The organism is Calditrichia bacterium (genome assembly GCA_020634975.1).
In the GTDB taxonomy this organism is placed as follows: domain Bacteria; phylum Calditrichota; class Calditrichia; order RBG-13-44-9; family J075; genus JACKAQ01.
Genome location: JACKAQ010000001.1, coordinates 1,977,813 through 1,993,176 on the forward strand (window position 1 = coordinate 1,977,813; position 15,364 = coordinate 1,993,176).

The following is a 15,364-nucleotide window of genomic DNA, read 5'->3' on the forward strand; positions in this document are numbered from 1 at the left end:
GGGGCCATAGCTCAGTTGGGAGAGCGCTTGAATGGCATTCAAGAGGTCAGGGGTTCGACTCCCCTTGGCTCCACAACCGATTCACGGCACCAATTTTCAGTCGTGAATTTTTTATCTGAATTCCCCCCGTTTTTTAAGATGGCGCCGTACCCAAGTGGCTAAGGGAGAGGCCTGCAAAGCCTTTATGCGGCGGTTCGAATCCGCCCGGCGCCTCTTGTTTTCTTCAATCGCAACCAAATTCCGCATTTATCGTTTCATAATCTGACCAAAAACATGATTGTCTTACTATTTTTTAAAGGAAACTCTCATGAATTTATTACGTACCTCTCTCTTCATTTTTATTATTTCCGCACTATTGGCTGGCTGCCAAAACACCGGTCAACCGGCTGAAACAGAAAATGTCGCCGATAAACAAAACAGCGAATCCGGTTACGATGAAGCCCTCGCCAAAAAATTGGGCGCCGATGATTACGGCATGAAACCATATGTTATGGCATTCCTCAAAGCCGGACCAAACCGCAGCCAGGATGAAGAAACCGCTGCAAAATTGCAAAAAGCACATCTCGATAATATCAAACGAATGGCGGAAGAAGGCTCGCTGGTGTTGGCCGGACCGTTTATGGATGACGATGACATTCGCGGCATCTACATTTTTAATGTTGCAACAATCGAGGAAGCCCGCGCACTTACCGAAACCGATCCGGCGATTCAGGCCGGGCGACTGGTGATGGAATTACACCCTTGGTATGGCACCGCCGCACTGCCGGTATTGAAAGATGTTTACCCCAAACTCGCAAAAAAATCATTTTGAAATTGAAACCGGAGTAACTTTTGGCTCAATTGATAGAAACGCGATTTTCACTGACACCCGAACCACCGTTCCATTTTGCTAATACCGCATATTCGCATGGCTGGGTGGCGCTCCACCCTAATCAATGGGATAAAGAACAGCAAAAACTGCAACGTGCCGAACATTTGTCGAGCGGAAACGTCGTTAATATTAGCGTCGAAAACAGTGGATCAATTCACGAGCCGATAATTTGTATCGATGTTCAGCATGCAGAATCGTTGACAGAAGCAGAATTACAAGAAATATCCAAAAATGTGCGCCACATGTTCCGGCTCGATGAAAATTTTCACGAATTTTACAGCATTTGTAAATCTGCCGGAAAGCAGTGGCAAAAAATGAGTAACGGCTTGGGTCGATTGCTGCGCTCGCCTTCCGTTTATGAAGACATCGTCAAAACGATTTGCACAACAAATATTCAGTGGGGCGGCACAAAACGGATGGTCGAAGGCATCGTTCGCGAGTTTGGCGCACCATTTCCCGGTGATGAAAATCTGAACGCATTCCCTTCGCCGCAGGCGATTGCCGCAATCCCGTTCGCGGAATTTTCGAAACGGGTAAATTTGGGATATCGCAGCGATTACATCCATTTGCTTTCCCGGCGCATCGCCGATGGCGAGCTGGAGCCGGAGCAATTTCTCGATCCGGAAATTCCTACGCCGGAATTAAAAAAATCGCTGTTGCGCATCAAAGGCATCGGAAATTACGCCGCCGCAACCATGCTGATGCTGCTCGGGCGTTACGACGAGTTACCGGTAGACAGCGTGTTTCGCCAGTTCGTTTCCCAAAAATATTTTGGCGGAGCGCCAATGTCAGACAAAGACGGTGCCGCCATTTACGACGATTGGGGAAAGTGGAAATATCTCGCATATTGGTTTGATGTGTGGGAAGGAACAACAGAAAATATTTAATCGCTACAAAAAATGCCGTAGTTTTACGACTACGGCACTGCATTTCACTTGATATTCACTGAAAAATCTTTTGTCAAACAGTAGTATTTGAACACCATAAAATCAAGCTTATTTACTTGATATTTACTCATGCAAAGGATATCGCTTGATTATTTGTGATCAAAAGCACCTTTTTTGCGCGACGGTTTTTGATTTTTCTCTTCGGGTTGCTCGCGGAACAGCAAAATTGTGCTGCCGATGATCTGCACCAACTCCGAATGCGTTTTACGCGCCAGAATTTCTCCCGCAAGCTCCTTTTCCAACGGACAAGATTCCTGTAGCTTTATTTTCAGCAATTCTTTGGTATTGAATGCATTTTCCACATTTGTGAGCGTGCCGTCCGTTATGCCTTCTTTCCCGACCCAGATTTCCGGTTTCAGGTGATGCCCTTCGGAGCGCAGCTCGCGTTTTTCTTTGCCAGTCAACATAATATTCCTCTATTTTATTAAAAAAAATCAGCCACCCGAAAGTGAGTGGCTGACCGCAAATTTAGCAATATTTTTTGGCAAAACTATATAAAATTATCCGTTACGCTGCACATCCACAACCAGATCGCCCACTTCGTCGAGCATTTTGGTCATGGCTTGTCCGATGGCTTTGCGATAGCGAATCATAAAATTGGGATTTTCGATGTTCGCCTGAAATGTGAAAAAGCGGTTCAAATAAATCGGCAGATAAAAATTAACCTGCAGGTTATTTGCCGCGTAGGTTTCCATTTTCTTCAGCTCATCTTTGTGCGCTTTGTAAAATTCCATGTATTCGGGAATCACTTCTTCGGCAACCTGATTGGCATCCACTTTTACGCCGTTGTAATTGTAAACGGAAGTCGCTTTGGATTTCAGGAATTTGAGAATCGCGAAACGAACGGAATCGATATTTCGGGAAAGCATACCACATTTTACGGCTTCTTCGTAATACACGCCCAAATCGTTACCGTTGTAGGTTTGAACAATTTCAATCGTTTCGGACAGGAAATCTTCTTTTTTTCGTTTGGCGATGCGCAATTTTTTGCTGCTCTCGAAATCGAAATCGAACGGTTCGCCGCTGCCGGTCACTACCGTCATTTTCACAAAGGGCGAAACGATGGTATCCACCATTCGCGTTGAAGCATAATGGATTGAGTAGCCCAACTGAAACTTGAATCGCTCGTGGGTCATTTCTTCCGGCAGATAAAAATATGCCACAATTTCTTCATCGGAAATGGCGATTTGGTCCAGTTTGGTGGTTTCGCGCTCGAAAACACCGTTGTCGCGCATCATTTCCAGAAATTCCGTCATCTGCATTGCGGGATCGATGCCGGGCAAAACGCCGGCGATTACCGGATAATCTTCGCTTTGCCAAACGACCAGTTTCACGGTATCGGAATTATCTTTTAAATACGGATTGTTGTTGAGGTTTTCCAGCACCAACGTGCGTCCGGGAAATTTATTGAGGTAGCTTGCCGGCACTTTGAGCATTTTGCACAGCTCTTTCAGCGCGGTGATGGTGATAAAATAACGTTTGTTATTAACCAGCACCACCAGCGTGCCTTCGTCGTCCGTGGTGAAGCTGAGGTTTTGAATTTGCTCGTTTATCACACCGTCTTCCAGATTGGTAGCGAATTCGATTGCACTTGCCGCATCGTCAAACAACCCGCCTTCCGGCACGACAACCCGCCCAAAACGGTAATATTCCATTGGCCGATCTCCTTAAAATTTACACATGAAAAGTGAACAAAAATATACTATATTGATTTTTTATTTCAAACAAGAAATTGGAAAATCGCGCCCCAATATACAAACAGCGGCGCGATTGCCAAACGACAAAAACACGCCGCTGTAAACGGATTTTCAGATATGATTAAAATGCGAACTGGCTGGTCACGTCTTTCCGGGTGCGTTTTTCCAGCAGACGGAATTCGTGGGGCATCAGCTCTTCGTTGGCTTCCGCGATAATTTTTACCCAATATTTCCACATTAGCTGAAACGCACGACCGAATCGTTTATTATTAATGTATTCGAACATTTCCGGGTGCACCTGCAACACCACCCGCCGGTCGAACCGGGAAACGGTGTATCGCCGGATGGCGCGCTCCACATTGGCCATAATGGTGCCTTTTGTGGGCACTAATCCGGTGCCCTTGCAATTTGGGCACGGCTCGGTGATGTTGTAAATCAGGCTCGGGCGAACCCGCTGGCGGGTCATTTCCACCAGCCCGAAACGGCTCATCGGTTCAATTTTGCTGACGGCGCGGTCGCGGGAAAATTCTTTGTATAGCTCGTTGAGCACCCGCTTTTTGTTGGCATTTTCTTCCATATCGATAAAATCGATGACCAGCAACCCGCCGATATCGCGGAGCCGCACCTGCCGGGCAACTTCCCGGACTGAATCGAGATTGATTTTCAGCGAGTTGCGCTCGTGATCTTTCCGCCCAAAATAGCGTCCGCTGTTCACGTCAATTACCGACAGCGCCTCGGTTTGTTCGATGAACAAATAGCCGCCGTTTTCCATCCACACTTTCTTTTCGATGCTGCGCTGGATTTCTTTTTCAACTTCAAAGGCATCAAAAACGGGTTGCTTGCCGCGATAATATTCCACCCTGCGGTGCAAATCGCTGCTCACATCTTTCAGGTATTCCTGAATATCGCGGTGCAATTTCCGGGAATCGACAACCACGCGTTTCACATCTTCGGTGAACAAATCACGAATAACGCTGGATGCCATGCTCAAATCCTTATACAGTAACGTGAACGCTTTTGCATCGGGCATCTTTTTTTCGAGATCTTTCCACTGCTCGAGCAGGCGATTGAGGTCCTGCTTTAGCGCTTCCTCGTCTTTGCCATCGGCGACGGTGCGGATGATCAGCCCAAAATCTTTGGGCAATAATTTTCGCATCAAATTCCGGAGCCGTTTGCGCTCCTGGTTTGATGATATTTTTCGCGATACGCCAACTTTGCGCAATTTTGGCAACAGCACCACAAAGCGCCCGGGCAAATTTATTTCCGTGCTGACGCGCGGTCCTTTATTGGCAATCGGTTCTTTCACAATTTGAACGACAATTTCCTGACCATTGTGCAGCAAATCCTGCGGATCCACATCGTTGCGAACCTCGCCGTTGTCTTCCAAATCGTCGTCGTCGATATCCGCAAATAATTGCCCGACGCGGTTTCCCATATCGGAAAAATGCAAAAACGCATCCTGTTTAAACCCGATATCGATAAACGCGGCCTGCATGCCTTTGACCACTTTACGAACTTTACCTTTGTAAATATCGCCGACTTTGCGTTCGTTATCCGGACGCTCGACAAATAGCTCGACCAATCGCCTGTCTTCCAACAACGCAATGCGCGTATCCTCGTTGGTCGAATTGATGATAATTTCTTTTTCCATAACAGAGAAGCCCTGTTTCTTTGTTTTCAATGAACTTACAGCAAATGCTTTTCCGCAAATTTGCGGATAACGCATTCGCGCCGGATACTTTTCCGGTGATGAATAATCAGGGCGGGATACCGCAGAACATCGGCAAATTGCCGCTTCTGCAGGGCTACTGGAATTGCGAAAATTGCCGGTTTTTGCCACATGTTGCAGCATTTTTCCGGCGGAATTTTTGCCGATACTTCAGCGCAAATTCAAAAAAAGGTTCGTCGAAACAGGTTCGAAAAATGTTCTAATGCCGACAGTGTTAAACAGCTTCACCGGTAAAAAAATTACAGCACATCGAACGGCGTTTGGGTTGTTTCGCCATCCGAAATCAGCTGACCGGTTCGTTGAATGAGAAAATAGCGATAATCCACATCGTGCGGCGCCAACATCGATTCGAGCACTTCGTTGATTTTTGTAGCGCGTCCCTCGATGGTTACCAGCGTTACGTGCAACACATCTTTTTCCAGATATATTTTTCGCACAAACGGGCGGATGTCCACATCTTTCATGCCGTCTTTTCCGGCGCGTTGGATCATCGCTTCGGGTTTTGCCAGCCATTCATCAATCCAGTCTTGCGGCAGCTTAAATTGTTGCAACGCAATTTCGTATGTGGAGCAATTGATAATGGCGGCGAGTGCGGACACCTTTCGAAAGATGCCCTGAAACTGTAAAATTCGGATGCCTTCGGGTAAAACGGTGTTGAATTGTTGGGCGAGATCGAGCTCGCGTCCCACTTCAACTTCCATATCCAGATATTCTGCGATAGAGGAAATACCGGTCGGCAACGGCATTCCGTACCCAATTTTGGGATTGCGCCGCAACCCCTGCGAATACACGAGGGGAATTTTGGCTAATTTGGCGCATCGCTCAAAAACGCGCACATTATCCAGATGGGAGATAAACCGCATTGCCCCGGTTTTGGAGTAGCGAACCCGGATTTTCCGTTTGATCGCCGGCGTAGTAACCTGTTTCTTTTTGCCACGCCGTCCGAAACGGACCGGTTCGTCCGAGGGAACAACAACGGATTGGGCACTTTGCCCCGGGAGATTCACACGGTGTTGCGTTGCGCCGGATTGGCAATATCGCTCGAAATCGGATCGCTTTATCCCGCCGTAGCCCAGCGAGACCCGTTCTTTATTGAGCGGATGGAGCTGCCCTTGCAGCGCGCGCAACTTTTCTTCTTTGAGATGGGTTTTGGAAATCCCCACATCGATGTGATCCCACGGCAGTGCAACAGTGATAGAAATAGCCGACCGATACCAATCCAGCGGAAGCTGCGTTTCTGCGAATGCGGCATCCCAGGCCTCCGGATTGATGGATTCCGGGTTGCCCTCAAATCGTGCACCGTTGCGATATGCAGCCGCGATGACATCCGCCAGTTGGCGGTCGCCACGGGCGATGATGCTTTGCAACGCCGCAATTTTGGGATGTTGATAAACGAAACGCACCGGTAGCGCTGCCAGCCGAATTTTTAGCATCTCCAGCTTTTTTTCGATGGCGGCGGGGTTTTCCGGTTTTTCCCATTGGAAGGGTGTGTGTGGTGTGGGTGAGAAAATTTGTACGGAAACGATGATATCTGCATCGGGAAAGGGTTGCGCGGCATCCATACACATACGAACCACATCCTCAATTGCAGCCACATCGTCGGGTTTTTCGGTCGGCAAACCGATGGTAAAATTAAGTTGTACAGCAGACCAGCCTTTTTCCAGCGCCGCTTTTAGCGCAGCAACAATATCCGCATCGCGCAGCGCACAGTTAACAACCGTTCGCAATCGCGGGGTTGCGGCGTGCACGGCAATCACAAACGGTGATTGCTTTAAATCCAGCGCAACATCCGTCGAATTCGGTTTGCGAAAATTCATTCTGCCTTCCGGCAGCGACAGCGTTATGCGCGGTTCTTCAACCAGCCACTTATCTTTCAGCATGCCCCAATAATCGCTGTTTCCGTCCACCGTAAAACTGATGGGGAATGGCATCGACACATTTTCCAGCCGGGAAAGGTGGTTCTGCAATTCCTGAAATAAATGGATTTGCACAGACGGCTGCAAAACGCCGGAATGACGAAACGCAAATGGTGCATCCGGTGAATCGGTAATTGCCGGAACGGAAACGACATCGAAACTGTGGCGGTTTTGCGCGGTATCCGCAATGGCCGCCAGCGGTTTGAACGATAGCGATTTATACGCGCCGGTTTTTCCGGTTCGGGCAGAAATTCGGGCAGGTGCATCGGCTGCCGTTGCCGAAAGCCCCTGAAATTCCCGAAAGCTGTTGAACTGCGGCTGATACATTGATGGCACATAAACACCGGCTATCCCGCAAAGCAATTTTAGCACATCTGCTTTGGTTGCACCGCTTTGCTGTTCCACAATTGTGGCAATTTCCAGCATCGCGGTTTCAGGATCGCCGATGATCACGGCATCGAAAAAGGCGGTCAATGGCTCGGGATTGCTCATCACCGGGCCGCAACCGATAATTAACGGCGCAGCGTCACTGCGTTCGGATTGTCGCAGCGGCAATTGCGCCACATTCAACATTGATAATACATTGGTGCAGGACAGCCAATCCTGCAAAAAAAAGGTAATAATTTGAAATTGATTGAGTGCTGTTTTGGATTCTAAAGAGAAGAGCGGAATTTCGGCTGATTGTAACGTTGCTTCGGCATCGATGCCGGGGAAATAACAGCGTTCTGCCCATATGGTTTTGGCGTCGTTCAACAGATAATACAACGATTCAAAAGCAATATTTCGCATGCCGGCGTCGTACAGGTCGGCATAACACAGGGCTATTTTCAGCTTTATTTCATCAGAATTTTTTACAAATGCATCGAATTCGTTGCCCAAAAACCGGGTGGGCTTGTTTACAACCGGCAGAAACGCCGCATCAATTCTGCTCTTTAGCTCCATTTCTGACAAACAATTCTCTCCAGATCCGCTTTTATCCTCGGGATATTTTGTACCGAATCCGGAATCACGATAATCGAATTTTCGCCGGCAACGGTGCCCAGCACGTTTTCGTGCTTCAGTTGATCGATAAACAAGGCAACGCCGGTGGCTCTTCCGGTTATGGTACGCACAACTACAACGTGTTCATTATAATAAATCCCTAAAATCTCCAATCCAACTATTTTTGCAAATGAGTGGTTGCCTTCGAGTTCGGAAATGATGTATCGATAGCCATCGGGAGAAGGAATGCGGATAATTCCCATTTCGTGCAGATCGCGGGATAAAGTAGCCTGGGTGGTTGAATACCCTTTATTTTCAAGTTTGTATAGCAAATCGGATTGATTGGCAATGCGTTCTTCCTGAACGATTTGTTTGATTGCAAATTGGCGCTCTTTTTTCTTGGCCATTGGGTGAATCTCCTTCTTGAGTTTACTTCCTGAACATCCATTAGTTACGGTTGCATCGCCAAAATGATTACGAATTTCCTATAATTTGTCGGCGCGTTTGCGTTAACAGATTATCAAAAACTGCATAATCCGGCGATTTTTTCCAATTAGTTGAATAAAATGGGGCAACGCCGGGTTTCGGCGTCGCCCCAAAGTTAAAACATTCAAAGAACAATTCAGGAATTACGATTCACTACTTCCGCAATACGGCCTGCGCCGCGGCAACCCGGGCAATCGGCACGCGGAACGGCGAGCAGCTAACATAATCCAAATTGAGTTTGTGGCAGAATTCTACCGATGCCGGTTCACCACCGTGTTCGCCGCAAATACCAACCTTCAGTTTCGGGCGGGTTTCGCGACCTTTGGCAATGCCCCATTCCATCAGTTTGCCAACGCCGCCCTGATCGATAGACTCAAACGGATCGCCGGTGAGAATTTTGTGTTCCACATAAAACGGCAGGAACACGCCGGAATCGTCACGAGACATACCGAAGGTTGTCTGGGTGAGGTCGTTGGTGCCAAAACTGAAGAATTCGGCAACGGTTGCAACTTCGTCGGCTGTGATGGCGGCACGGGGAATTTCGATCATTGTGCCAACCATGTATTCGACTTCAAATCCATATTTTTCAAATACTTCTTTGGCGACGTTACGAACCACTTGCTCTTGTTCGCGCAGTTCGTTCACGTGCGAAATCAGCGGAATCATGATTTCCGGCAGCACGGTGACGCCTTTTTTCTTCACTTCGCAAGCGGCTTCCAGAATGGCGCGAACCTGCATTGCGGTAATTTCCGGATAAACAACGCCCAAACGGCAGCCACGGTGACCGAGCATCGGGTTGAATTCGTGCAAGGCTTCCACACGTGCGTGCAGTTTTTCGTAGCTGACATCCAGCTTTTTGGCGAGGTCTTCCAGTTCTTTTTCGGTGTGCGGCAAGAATTCGTGCAACGGCGGATCCAGCAAACGAATAGTTACCGGTTTTTCGTCCATCGCGGTAAAGATGCCTTCGAAATCGCCACGCTGCATGGGCAGCAATTTTGCCAGCGCTTTTTCGCGTCCGGCCAAATTGTCGGCAACGATCATTTCGCGAACGGCGTCGATGCGGGTGCCTTCGAAGAACATATGTTCCGTACGGCAGAGCCCGATACCTTCAGCACCGAATGCGATGGCAGTATCTGCCTGATCCGGCTGATCTGCGTTGGTGCGAATCCGCAACCGGCGAATGCTGTCTGCCCATTCCATTACTTTACTATACATGTAATAAGCTTCGGAATCTTCCGGTTTCAGCGTTTTATCCAGCAGCACCTGCAGTACTTCGGACGGTTGGGTTTCGAGACGACCTTTCATCACTTCGCCGGTAGAACCGTCGATAGAAATCCAGTCACCTTCTTTTACTGTTTTGCCATTCACTTCGAACGAACGGGATTTGTAATTCACGCTTAATTCACCGGCGCCGACCACACAAACTTTACCCATTTGGCGTCCGACCAGCGCTGCGTGCGAAGTCATCCCGCCGCGAGCGGTCAAAATACCGTCGGCTGCGTGCATGCCCTGAATATCTTCCGGCGATGTTTCTACACGAACCAGAATCACTTGCTCGCCTTTTTTCTGCCAGCTAACCGCATCCGGCGCGTTAAATACGACTTTGCCAGTAGCCGCACCGGGTCCGGCGTTCAGCCCTTTGGTAAGCAGGTTGCCTTCATCGATGAGCTTGCGTTTTTGTTTGGGATCGAAAATCGGGCGGAGCAGTTGGTTCAACTGGTTGGGGTCGAGGCGCATCAGCGCTTCTTCTTTGGAAATTAACCCTTCTTCAACCAGATCTACCGCAATACGAAACGCCGCAAAACCGGTGCGTTTACCCGTACGGGTTTGCAGCATCCACAAACGGCCTTTCTGGATAGTGAATTCCATATCCTGCATATCGCCATAGTGTTTTTCCAGCCGGTCGCAAATCGCTTCGAACTCTTTGTAAATTTCCGGCATGGCTTTGGCTAATTGGGAAATTTTTTCCGGAGTGCGGGTTCCGGCAACCACGTCTTCGCCCTGGGCGTTGATGAGGTATTCGCCATACAGCACGTTTTCGCCGGTGGCGGGATCGCGTGTGAATGCAACACCGGTGCCGCAATCTTCGCCCATATTTCCGTAAACCATACTTTGCACGTTTACTGCTGTTCCCCATTCTTCAGGAATTTTGTTGAGTTTGCGATACACATTGGCCCGCTCGTTGTGCCAGGAGCCAAACACTGCGCCAACAGCACCCCACAGTTGATCCATCGGATCTTCCGGAAACGGCTGTCCGGTGCGTTTTTTGATTTCAGCCTTGAATTCGCCAACCAACTCGCGGAGTTCGTCTGCGGTCAGTTCGGTATCCAGCGTTACGCCGCGAACAGCTTTTTTAGCATCGAGAATGATTTCGAACGGATCGTGATCGTCAGCGGATTCGGGTTTCAGCCCCATCACCACATCGCCATACATAGCGACAAACCGACGATAGGAATCATATGCAAAACGGGGATTATCCGTTTGTTTGATGACGCCTTTTACCGTGGTATCGTTCAAACCGAGGTTGAGCACCGTGTCCATCATTCCCGGCATGGAAACGCGGGCGCCGGAGCGCACGGAAACCAGCAGCGGATTGTCCGGATCGCCAAATTTGGCGCCCATAACACCTTCCACCTTCCGAAGCGCTTCCAAAACCTGGTTGTTCAACTCGTTCGGATAGGATTCTCCGTGTGCATAATAATACGTACAAACTTCTGTTGAGATGGAAAATCCTGCCGGAACAGGAATACCCAAATTGGTCATTTCTGCCAGGTTTGCCCCTTTGCCACCCAGCAAGTTTTTCATGTCAGCTTTTCCATCGGCTTTTCCATCGCCGAAGAAATAGACATATTTGTGAGACATAAAGCCCTCCTTCAACCATTCGGTTGATGTATAATTAATAAGAATTAAAGCAAAAATTCGTGATTATATTCACCGAATTTTGAATTTATAAATGAAAAACCCGACCAAACCCACAAAATCATCTGAAATATACACAACATTAACAGATTGAATTTTCAAAAACCGGTATCTGTTTTCGAACAAAAATACGGGCTTCGCATTGCCTGTTTGGCATTGCGAATGTTTGGGGGTTGGCTTTGGGGGAGCTTTTTTCGCATATCCGAATCAATGATTGCAGATATGCGAATATTTATTCGCATGCCGTTTCGGGGGTCATTTTTGGCGTATGATGCGTTATGTTTTCATGCGCAATACAACTTTATTTTTCCGGCGTAAACAATAAAAGCCAAAGAGCGAATAAATTAAAAACTTCCGAATCTAATATTTATACAATTGTATAGCAAGATTTTTTGATAAACTTTCCGGCAACAGCAATGGGATTTGCGAATGTATTTTCCGCTGCAGGGTTGGAAAAATAAGGCGCAGCACGTATATTCTCTGAAAATGTTGGGGTAATTGTTAATGGGTTATCATTCGATTGTGATTGATGCAATGGGCGGCGACTTCGCCCCTACAGAAATCATCAAAGGTGCAGAAGAAGCCTGCAAAGAAAACAAACAGTTTCGCTGTATTTTTGTGGGCGATGAGGTAAAAATCTGGGAGCAGTTGGAACAAGCCAGCATTCCCGACGACCGTTACGAAATCATTCACACCGATCAATATATTTCCATGAAAGATTCGCCGAAAGAGGCGTTGATCGAAAAACCGGAAGCATCCATCGCGATTGCCGCACAGCTTATAAAAGATGGCAAAGGCGATGCGTTGGTTAGTGCCGGCAACACCGGCGCAACGGTGCTGGCGTGCTCCAAAATTATCCCGCGAATGCCGGGCGTGGAGCGCGGCGTGCTGGCAGCAGTTTTTCCGGCATTGGAACAACGGGTGAGCACCAGCGGCGTATCCATTATGCTGGATGTGGGCGCAACCCTGCACTGCACGATGAACCAACTGGTCAGCTTCGCGATTATGGGCATTCACTACGCGCAGGAAATTTTGGGCATCCAAAATCCGCGGGTGGGTTTGCTGAACATCGGCGAGGAAGAAACCAAAGGTCACGATGTGCTGGTGGAAACCCATAAAATGCTCAAAAAAATGTCAAATATCAATTTCATCGGGAATGTGGAAGGCAAGGATATCTTGCGCGGCGTTGCCGATGTGATCGTCACCGAAGGCTACACCGGCAACATTCTGCTCAAAGGGCTGGAAGGCATGGCTGAAGTTTTTATGGATCTCGGAAAAGATATCTGGAAAAACGGTGTGATGTCCAAAGTGGGCATCGCAATGATGGCGCCGCGACTGAAAAAGCTGAAAACACGGCTCGATTATTCCGAATACGGCGGCGCACCGATGCTCGGTTTCAGCAAACTGGTGATCAAGGCGCACGGGCGCTCCAAAGCCAAAGCCATAAAAAATGCTATTTTGCTGGCGGATAAATCCGCCGGACAACAGTTCATTAAACACATCGAAGATTCGATGAAACAATTTTACCTCAGCATGTTCGAGCGCATCTGATATCCGGCAAAGCAGCGGCCGCCATGCGTTTCCCGGCATCAAAAACGATAGGAAAATCCAACCACCATCCGCAATTCGATGCCCGGTTGGTTAATCGCTTTGTCTGCATCTTCAAATGAATAATCATCCCGCGGATTCACATCTTCGCCTGCCGGGGAATAAGCCGTATCGTGCCCCTGCAACATTGTTTTAAAATAATAATCAAAACCGCTGACCACCTGCAAATTCAATTTCCGGCTCAACGGAAAAGCCGTTTCCAGCCCGACACCCATTCCCCATTGCGTGCTGGTAACATCAAAATCCTCATTCCCGCCGACGTATTTGAAATTTCCCCGGAATTTCGAATAGCGCGGTCCGGCGAGCCATTTTGCGTTCGGCAATTGATTGATTTTCGCGGGAAAGACCAGATCGAACCGGTAATTCCACAGCGACCCGCTTTTTTGGGGAATGCCGTTGGTAGCATCGTTGATAAAAATGCGGCGGGCAGCGCCGGCGTCGCCGGGATTCAACCCACTGCGACCGATTTCCAGCCGTGCGGCAAACGGTAGTCCCCGGGAGAAATTCTCAACCTGTCCGTGCAACTGCCAACCCATCCCGGAGTTGAATCCGGCTTTTACGCCCGCCTGGTAATCCGCGGCGTACAGTTGGCTTAACATTAATATTGCGCTAAAAATCAAACAGTTGAAAAATGTTCGTAAAAACTGCATTTCATCTCCAGACTTTTAATTGTTAAACAGTTCACTTGAGTGAAATGCAAGCGGGATGCCAATTTGTTTTTTTCATAAATAACAGTAACTTGCGACGCAGCTTGATACATATAGATGTATATTTTTTTCACAAATGCACACGTTGCGTTTTGGATATTTGAAACCGATAAACCGCGACTTTTTGAAAGCTGCGGCGATGTCATAACTTTTCAAAATTATGGAGGAGCAATGAACCAACGATTGATTTCGTGGTTAGCTGTTGGCATTTTTTGGGTGATCGCATTTGGCGGAAGCGCGTTTGCGCAGAAGGAATCCGAAGCTGTCGGCGAAGTAAAAAAGAACGCCGATGCCGCCCAAAAAGCGTTCGAAAGCATGCAAAAAGGCGTCAGCGTGGCGCAAAAAGCGCAGCAATTGGCGCAGCAATTTATCATCACGGACGGGCATATCGATATTCCCTATCGCCTCACCAATTTGATGGAAGATATTTCCGTGCGCACGCCCGGCGGCGATTTCGATTATGTTCGCGCCAAAGCCGGCGGATTGAACGCTCCTTTTATGTCGATTTACATTCCGGCACGCTATCAGGAAACCGGCGGGGCAAAAGCCTTTGCCGATTCGCTGATCGATTTGGTTGAAGCCATTGTTTCGCAACACCCGGATAAATTTGCCGTTGCCACAACTGTTGCGGAAGTGCGCAACCATTTCCGCGACGGCATCATTTCGCTGCCGATGGGAATGGAAAACGGCGCGCCGATCGAGGGCAAGCTGGAAAATCTGCAACATTTTTATGATCGCGGAATTCGTTACATCACGCTAACGCACGGCAAAAACAATCACATTTGCGATTCATCGTATGACGAGGAGCGCAAGTGGAACGGGCTGAGTCCCTTTGGCGAAACGCTCATTCCCGAAATGAACCGCGTCGGGATGATGATCGATATTTCCCACGTTTCCGACAGCGCATTTTACGACGTTTTGAAACTCACCAAAGCCCCGCTGATCGCGTCGCACTCATCCTGCCGGAAATATACGCCGGATTTTGAACGCAATATGAGCGATCAAATGATCATCGATCTGGCGAAAAACGGCGGCGTTATTTGCATCAATTTCGGCTCGTCATTTTTGGACAGCGCCTACGCCAACACCTGGACGGTCGGCAATTTGGCGATCAACAAATATTTGAAGGAAAATAACATCGAACGTAACTCGCCGGAGCATTTGCGTTATTACGAAGAATACCGCAAAGCCAATCCCGCCGGAACGATTGAAGATGTGATGAAACACATCGATCACGCGGTGGAATTGGTCGGCGTGGATCATGTGGCGTTCGGCTCCGATTTTGACGGTGTAATGGCGCTACCCAAAGGCGTGCTGGATGTTTCGGAATACCCGAACATCATCGCGGAACTGCTCAAACGCGGCTATTCGGAAGAAGACATCCGCAAAATTTGCGGCGAAAATTTCCTGCGCGTCTGGTCGGAAGTGGAGCGCATCGCCTCGGAAATGAGTGAATAGTTTTTTTTAACAGGATTGTAGGGAACGCAGATCTGCGTTCCCTTT

At 48.3% G+C, this 15,364-nt stretch carries 12 protein-coding genes and 2 tRNA genes; 6 read left to right on the forward strand and 8 right to left on the reverse strand.

Annotated features, from left to right (window positions below; translation table 11 throughout):
• The 4 genes from H6629_08000 (at nt 1) to H6629_08015 (ending at nt 1,758) form a co-directional block, all read left to right on the forward strand.
• A tRNA-Ala gene (locus H6629_08000) sits at nt 1-73 on the forward strand.
• Between the two features lie 67 nt (nt 74-140).
• Nucleotides 141-213, forward strand: a tRNA-Cys gene (locus tag H6629_08005).
• A gap of 94 nt (nt 214-307) precedes the next feature.
• Nucleotides 308-811, forward strand: a complete 504-nt coding sequence (locus tag H6629_08010) for a hypothetical protein (protein MCB9067733.1) — start codon at nt 308-310, stop codon at nt 809-811.
• Between the two features lie 20 nt (nt 812-831).
• The gene (locus tag H6629_08015) at nt 832-1,758 is read left to right on the forward strand and encodes a hypothetical protein (GenBank protein MCB9067734.1); all 927 of its coding nucleotides are present in this window, start codon (nt 832-834) and stop codon (nt 1,756-1,758) included.
• Between the two features lie 149 nt (nt 1,759-1,907).
• Here the strand turns inward: H6629_08015 and yhbY are convergent, their stop codons facing one another.
• From yhbY to H6629_08050, 7 genes are all read right to left on the reverse strand, one after another.
• Complete coding sequence (gene yhbY, locus H6629_08020) at nt 1,908-2,225, reverse strand: ribosome assembly RNA-binding protein YhbY (GenBank protein ID MCB9067735.1); 318 nt, start codon at nt 2,223-2,225, stop codon at nt 1,908-1,910.
• A 93-nt stretch (nt 2,226-2,318) separates the two neighbouring features.
• The gene (locus H6629_08025; protein ID MCB9067736.1) at nt 2,319-3,473 is read right to left on the reverse strand and encodes a hypothetical protein; all 1,155 of its coding nucleotides are present in this window, start codon (nt 3,471-3,473) and stop codon (nt 2,319-2,321) included.
• A 163-nt stretch (nt 3,474-3,636) separates the two neighbouring features.
• Nucleotides 3,637-5,166, reverse strand: a complete 1,530-nt coding sequence (locus H6629_08030; protein ID MCB9067737.1) for an Rne/Rng family ribonuclease — start codon at nt 5,164-5,166, stop codon at nt 3,637-3,639.
• A 35-nt stretch (nt 5,167-5,201) separates the two neighbouring features.
• Nucleotides 5,202-5,357, reverse strand: a complete 156-nt coding sequence (locus H6629_08035) for a hypothetical protein (protein ID MCB9067738.1) — start codon at nt 5,355-5,357, stop codon at nt 5,202-5,204.
• 126 nt (nt 5,358-5,483) lie between these two features.
• Nucleotides 5,484-8,111 carry a DUF2344 domain-containing protein gene (locus tag H6629_08040; protein ID MCB9067739.1) on the reverse strand — a complete coding sequence of 876 codons (2,628 nt, stop codon included), beginning with the start codon at nt 8,109-8,111 and terminating at the stop codon, nt 5,484-5,486.
• The gene (locus H6629_08045; GenBank protein ID MCB9067740.1) at nt 8,093-8,548 is read right to left on the reverse strand and encodes an arginine repressor; all 456 of its coding nucleotides are present in this window, start codon (nt 8,546-8,548) and stop codon (nt 8,093-8,095) included. The genes H6629_08040 and H6629_08045 overlap by 19 nt, the downstream gene beginning before the upstream one ends.
• A gap of 232 nt (nt 8,549-8,780) precedes the next feature.
• A complete protein-coding gene (locus H6629_08050; protein ID MCB9067741.1) occupies nt 8,781-11,489 on the reverse strand; it encodes a pyruvate, phosphate dikinase in 2,709 nt (902 codons plus the stop codon).
• 561 nt (nt 11,490-12,050) lie between these two features.
• On the opposite strand from H6629_08050, the gene plsX reads away from it, so the two are divergent.
• Nucleotides 12,051-13,097: a phosphate acyltransferase PlsX gene (gene plsX / locus H6629_08055; GenBank protein MCB9067742.1), complete on the forward strand. Its 1,047-nt coding sequence runs from the start codon at nt 12,051-12,053 to the stop codon at nt 13,095-13,097.
• A gap of 38 nt (nt 13,098-13,135) precedes the next feature.
• On the opposite strand, the gene H6629_08060 is transcribed toward plsX, so the two are convergent.
• The gene (locus H6629_08060) at nt 13,136-13,804 is read right to left on the reverse strand and encodes a hypothetical protein (protein ID MCB9067743.1); all 669 of its coding nucleotides are present in this window, start codon (nt 13,802-13,804) and stop codon (nt 13,136-13,138) included.
• 372 nt (nt 13,805-14,176) lie between these two features.
• Between H6629_08060 and H6629_08065 the strand changes: the two genes are divergently transcribed.
• Nucleotides 14,177-15,319 carry a membrane dipeptidase gene (locus H6629_08065; GenBank protein ID MCB9067744.1) on the forward strand — a complete coding sequence of 381 codons (1,143 nt, stop codon included), beginning with the start codon at nt 14,177-14,179 and terminating at the stop codon, nt 15,317-15,319.
• Nucleotides 15,320-15,364 lie beyond the last annotated feature (45 nt).